The sequence below is a fragment of the Aminiphilus sp. genome, from assembly GCF_029975095.1.
Classification (GTDB): Bacteria; Synergistota; Synergistia; order Synergistales; family Aminiphilaceae; genus Aminiphilus.
Genome location: NZ_JARKPW010000099.1, coordinates 1 through 5,253 on the forward strand (window position 1 = coordinate 1; position 5,253 = coordinate 5,253).

At 52.0% G+C, this 5,253-nt stretch carries 4 protein-coding genes; all 4 read left to right on the forward strand.

Features of this window, described 5'->3' with window-relative positions:
* The coding region (locus Q1K49_RS05890) for a UDP-N-acetylmuramoyl-L-alanyl-D-glutamate--2,6-diaminopimelate ligase (protein WP_300523931.1) at positions 1-1,422 on the forward strand (1,422 nt) is incomplete at its 5' end.
* Between the two features lie 83 nt (positions 1,423-1,505).
* Positions 1,506-2,846: a UDP-N-acetylmuramoyl-tripeptide--D-alanyl-D-alanine ligase gene (gene murF, locus Q1K49_RS05895; RefSeq protein WP_300523938.1), complete on the forward strand. Its 1,341-nt coding sequence runs from the start codon at positions 1,506-1,508 to the stop codon at positions 2,844-2,846.
* Complete coding sequence (gene mraY, locus Q1K49_RS05900; protein WP_300523933.1) at positions 2,843-3,802, forward strand: phospho-N-acetylmuramoyl-pentapeptide-transferase; 960 nt, start codon at positions 2,843-2,845, stop codon at positions 3,800-3,802. Before murF ends, mraY begins: the two co-directional genes overlap by 4 nt.
* Before the next feature lie 35 nt (positions 3,803-3,837).
* Entirely contained in the window at positions 3,838-5,202 is a 1,365-nt protein-coding gene (gene murD / locus Q1K49_RS05905) for a UDP-N-acetylmuramoyl-L-alanine--D-glutamate ligase (RefSeq protein WP_300523935.1), read from the forward strand.
* Positions 5,203-5,253: the final 51 nt, after the last annotated feature.

A 5,253-nucleotide genomic window follows, 5' to 3' on the forward strand; every position in this document is an offset into this window, starting at 1 on the left:
CCTTATTTGGAGAATGAAGTTGTCGAACACATGCAAGTTTCTCCGGGCTCTCTATTCTGCTGTGTACGAGGAGAAAATCACGATGGTCGGGATTTCGCAGAGTTGGCCGCAGCCGCAGGAGCTGCGGCTTTCCTGTGTGAAGAACCTCTTTCGTTGCCACTTCCCCAGATCCTTGTTTCGGATATTCGTAAGTCCCTTGGATACGTTGCTGCCGCACTAGAAGGCTATCCGTCGGAAAAGTTGCGCATGTTTGCGGTTACGGGTACGAATGGAAAAACCTCTTCCACATACCTTTTACGTTCAATTTTTCAAGCAGCGGGAGAACCCTGTGGTCTCCTGGGAACAATCACCTACAGTGACGGCATGGTAGATGAATACGCAGAGCGAACTACGCCTGAGGCGAGCGATATCCAGCACTGGTTGGCGCGCATGGTGAAAAACAGGTGCTCCACCTGTGTTCTTGAAGCGTCTTCTCATGGTTTAATGCTTGGTCGACTTCGCGGCTGTCTCTTTGAGGGTGTTCTTTTTACAAATCTCACATCGGAACATTTGGATTTTCATGGAACAATGGAAGGCTATTTCGAGGCAAAATCCTTGCTTTTTGAAGAATATACATTGAAAGGTTGGAAAGGCGCAGTGAATGCGGATGACCCCTATGGAAGACGTCTCCTGTCGAAATACGGGAACTCCTTGTTGGGATTTGGCTTTACGTCTGAAAATGGTGCCGCCGTGTACGGAAGCGATATTTCCTCAACGCTCGAAGGTGTGTCCGGAAAACTTCATTTTCCTGGCAGATCGCCACTTGCTTTCTCCGTTCCCCTTGCAGGAAAATTCAGCTTTGCGAATGCCTTAGGTGCGACAGCCCTGGCTTATGCGGTGGGTATCGATCCGGAGATGATTCTTATCGGTTTGCGAAATGTCCCTCAGGTGCCGGGGCGGATGGAGCGGTTTCGAACGCACAGCGGGTTCGCGTGCATCATTGATTACGCCCACAGTCCGGATGCGATGGAGAAAGTGCTTTGTACACTTCGAGAGATCTGTTCCGGACGTATTATTGTGGTGTTCGGATCAGGTGGAGAACGCTACGCGGAAAATCGACCCCTCATAGGGAAAGTGATGGCCGCGCTGGCAGATCGCATTGTCGTCACCATGGACAACCCGAGAAACGAGGATCCCGCAGCGATAGCGCAACAGAACCTGGAGGGAATACGCGAAGTCGGTGGTGAAGAACGAACCCTCGTCATTCTCGAACGAGAAGAGGCAGTGCGTACCGCTTTGGATGCGGCAGGTCCGGGTGACGTTGTTCTTCTTGCGGGAAAGGGGCCGGAGCGCTACATTCTTCGGGAAAACCGCAAAATTCCCTACAGCGACAAGGATGCTTTTTTACGTTGGGCGAAAGATAGGAGTATTTCATGGGAATGACGCAGGCATCGTTTTGGAAGCGCAGTGAGGCGGCGGCGGCGGCAAAAGGTTTCTTGACGGGACCGGATGGCGCGATGCCGTCAATGTTTCGGACCGACAGCAGGGAAGTGCGGCCAGGCGAGGGATTTGCCGCGATTCCCGGCGCCTCCGTGGATGGTCACCGCTTTGTTTCGGACGCACTTTCGAGAGGTGCGACGTTCTTTGTTCTGCAAAGCGATAGAAGGGATTTGTTCGCCGTGGACTCTTTTGACAGGGAGAACGCGGTCCTTTGGGTGGAAAATACGGAAAAAGCCCTGGAGGACATGGCACTTGCCTATCTTGCACGTTGCAAACCTCGCCGACGCATTGCCGTAACCGGAAGTGTAGGGAAAACCACCACCAAAGAGCTTGTGCGTAACGTCCTTTCTCCCGCTCTACGTGTCCATTCCGCTGCCAAGAGTCACAACACCCGGATAGGATGCGCGCTCACCGTGCTTTCCATGCCCGTTGCCACGGAAGTCCTCCTTTTGGAGATGGGCGCGAATGCTTCCGGAGAAATACGTGAACTTACCGAAACCTATGAGCCTGATATAGCAGTGATTACGGAAATTGCTCCGGCACACCTTGAAGGATTCGGATCCATAGAGGGAGTTCTCAGCGCAAAGTGGGAAATTACCTGCTCACGGCAGCTCCGCGCTTTGTCCTATAATTATGATAATGATCTCCTGAGGCGGCGTGTGGAAACTACTAACCGACCTTGGCGACTTTTCCCCATAGGGTATCAAGTCCCTTCGGGGGGGGGAGTACGTATTCTTCATGCGGAATCACGCTTTGACGGTATGGTTCCGGAATTGTCAGTCCGTTGTGATGTTTTTGGAAAAGTTCTCGATTGTTCCGTGCCCCTTTTCGGCATCCAGCATGCGTATACTGTTGCCTTTGGATTCGCTCTGGGGGTTGCGTTCGAACAACCCTTGGAAGAGCTTGTCCGGAGGATCGGTACAATGACACCGCCGCAAGGCCGGGGAGTCATCCTCTTTCGAGAGGGGGGCGGACTGCTTATCGATGAAGCCTACAACGCGAATCCAGCTTCTCTTTCGGTCGCATTGGACAACCTTTTTGCAATAAAAAAGAAGGATGAGGAGCGAATCGTAGCGATCCTGGGGGGCATGCGTGAACTGGGTAGAGAGAGTGCGGTTTGGCATGAGCGTCTCCTTGAAAAAGCGCTTTGTTGTGACGTCGTCCTTCTCGTGGGCAAGGAATGGAAAGACGTCTATGTTAATAGAGAGCGCAGCTTCCGGAATAATCACGTTTTCTCTGTTGCCAATGCCGAGGAGGCTCTTGCCGTGGTAGAATCCTTGCTTGCACCGGAGGACATTCTCCTTGTGAAGGGATCCCGGTATTACGAACTGGAAAAGGTGGTGCGGGGATTGGCCCGGAGAACATGACGACAACGGCGATTGCTGGCGGTGTTTGTCTGCTTGTGTTGAATGTGATTATGCAGGAATGGTGGTTGAAAAAACAAAAAACGTTGCGGATAGAACAATTTATTAAATTATATGGACCTCAAGGCCATCTTGAACGTAAGGGTGGCACACCCACAATGGGAGGCGTTGTTTTTCTCGGAGTGGCGCTTGTGGGGTGTTTCCTTGCTTTTTGCTTCCTCTCTTCAGAGAGGCGATTTCTCGTTGAGATCTGGAGTCTCCCCTTCGCCGCCGGACTTGTGGGATTTGTTGATGATTGGCTCAAGTTCTCGCATCGTTCCAGTGAAGGCCTTTCGAGTCGTGGAAAGTTTTTGGCGCAGATCGCCGTATGTTTGCCGTGGTCATTGTTTGTTGCGTCGCAGAATTTGGAATTTCTTCCAGGTTTTCGTCCGGAATTTTTTCTTGCCGCGATGCTCTTGACGTTCGCATCTGTCGGTTTTCTCAATGCTTTTAATGTCACCGATGGTTTGGACGGACTCGCCGCCGGCGCAGCGGTCATCTCTTTTACGGGACTTCTTGCGCTGGGTGATGTGGAGAAGGCCGTTTCCTGGGCTGGTATGACTGGTTTAGTCACCGCTTTGGGGTTTCTCTGGCACAATGCACATCCGGCGAAAATCTTCATGGGGGATGTGGGAGCTCATTTCTTTGGTGGATTGCTCATGAGCACGGCTATTTTCTCGGGTACCCCCATTCTTGTTGTTCCACTGTCGTTTCTCTTTTTGGTCGAGATCACCTCGGTGATTCTGCAAATACTAGCGATCAGAGGTTTCCAGAGGCGAATTTTCCGCATGAGTCCGTTGCACCACCACTTTGAACTGATGGGTTGGAGTGAGACACAAATCGTGGCCCGCTTCTGGATTGTTCATGTATGTGGCATGCTTGCAACATTTGTGTTGTTGAAATTCCTCCTCTTTCGATGATTTGATGGAGATGGCGTGGCAAGGAGACGGTGACTGTGACTGTGACTGTGTTGGAAAGGTTTGCGGGCAAAAGGATAACAGTTTTAGGTGCGGGCGTCAGCGGAGTGTCGTTGGCACGGTTTGCCCGAAGAAAAGGCGCACGAGTGTTCGTTACGGAGCAGAAAGTCCTCTCGGAGTCGACAAAAGCTCTTTTCTTCCGCGAGGGAATCTCGTGGGAGGAAGGGCATTCCGAACGGGCCTGCGCCTGTGACGAATTACTTCTCAGCTCGGGTGTGTCGCCAAAAGCGCCTTTGGTGGAACGTGCGCTTTCTTTAAATATAAGGGTGACCGGGGAAGCCGATGCAGTGGCTCCTTTTCTTCGGGGACGCCTTGTCGCTGTCACGGGGAGCAACGGAAAGAGCACTACGGTGTCCCTTTTGGGGCATCTCCTTCGAGGTGTGGGACGAAATGTTGTCGTGGCGGGCAACATCGGTCTTCCTCTTGGCGATATTGCGGATGTAGAGTACGACGATGTCGTCATGGAGTTGAGCAGTTTTCAACTTCACTGGACGAAAAATATCGCTGTCCATCTTGGTATCATTACAAATCTCGACCCGGACCATTTGGATTGGCATGGATCCTTTGAAAAGTATATACAAGCGAAGTTCCGACTTTTCGATCTCCTCGCCGACGGCGGAGCTTTAATCGGGCAGGAGCGGGAACAGGTTCTCTACAGGACCCACGAGAGAATGCCTACAGTGCCCTTTGCTTGGGAAGACTCGAAGAAGCTTGAAAAAGTGGTCTTTTTCGAGAAAGAGTCCTGTTTTTTGCGCCAGGGCGATGAGAGGATCTTTCTTTTTGATCGGCGGATAGTGCCCATTCCAGGAAAACATAACGCGGAAAATGCTGCCATGGCTATGGCGGCGGCGGTTCTTTTGGGAGGACGTCCCGAGTGTTTGAGGGAAGAATTAAAAACGTTTCGTTCTTTGCCGCATCGGTGCGAAATTGTTGCAACCATCGATGGAGTCGAATACGTGGATGATTCTAAGGGAACAAACGTGGCTGCTACGGTGACTGCTCTGGCCTCGCTCGAAAAACCGAAAATCGTCATTCTGGGTGGACAGGGTAAAGGAGAATCGTACGACGGGCTTGCCGAGGCGGTACGAAACTATGCCGAACGAGCAGTGGTGATGGGCAGCGAAAGAGAAAATATCTGTCGTGCACTTGACGAGGCGGGGTATGACAAATATGAGCGGGCCGCTGATATGGAAACGGCCTTGATGATTTCGAGGTCTCTCGCCCGACCTGGCATGATGGTTCTCCTCTCTCCCGCGTGCACGAGTTGGGATGCGTATGACAACTACAAAGAACGGGGAGAGCATTTTCGCCGCATCGTTCAGGCTTTTCAGGCTCGGACGTGACGAAGATGGACACGCAAGCGATCACGGCGCAACGGAATGAGGGTGTTATCG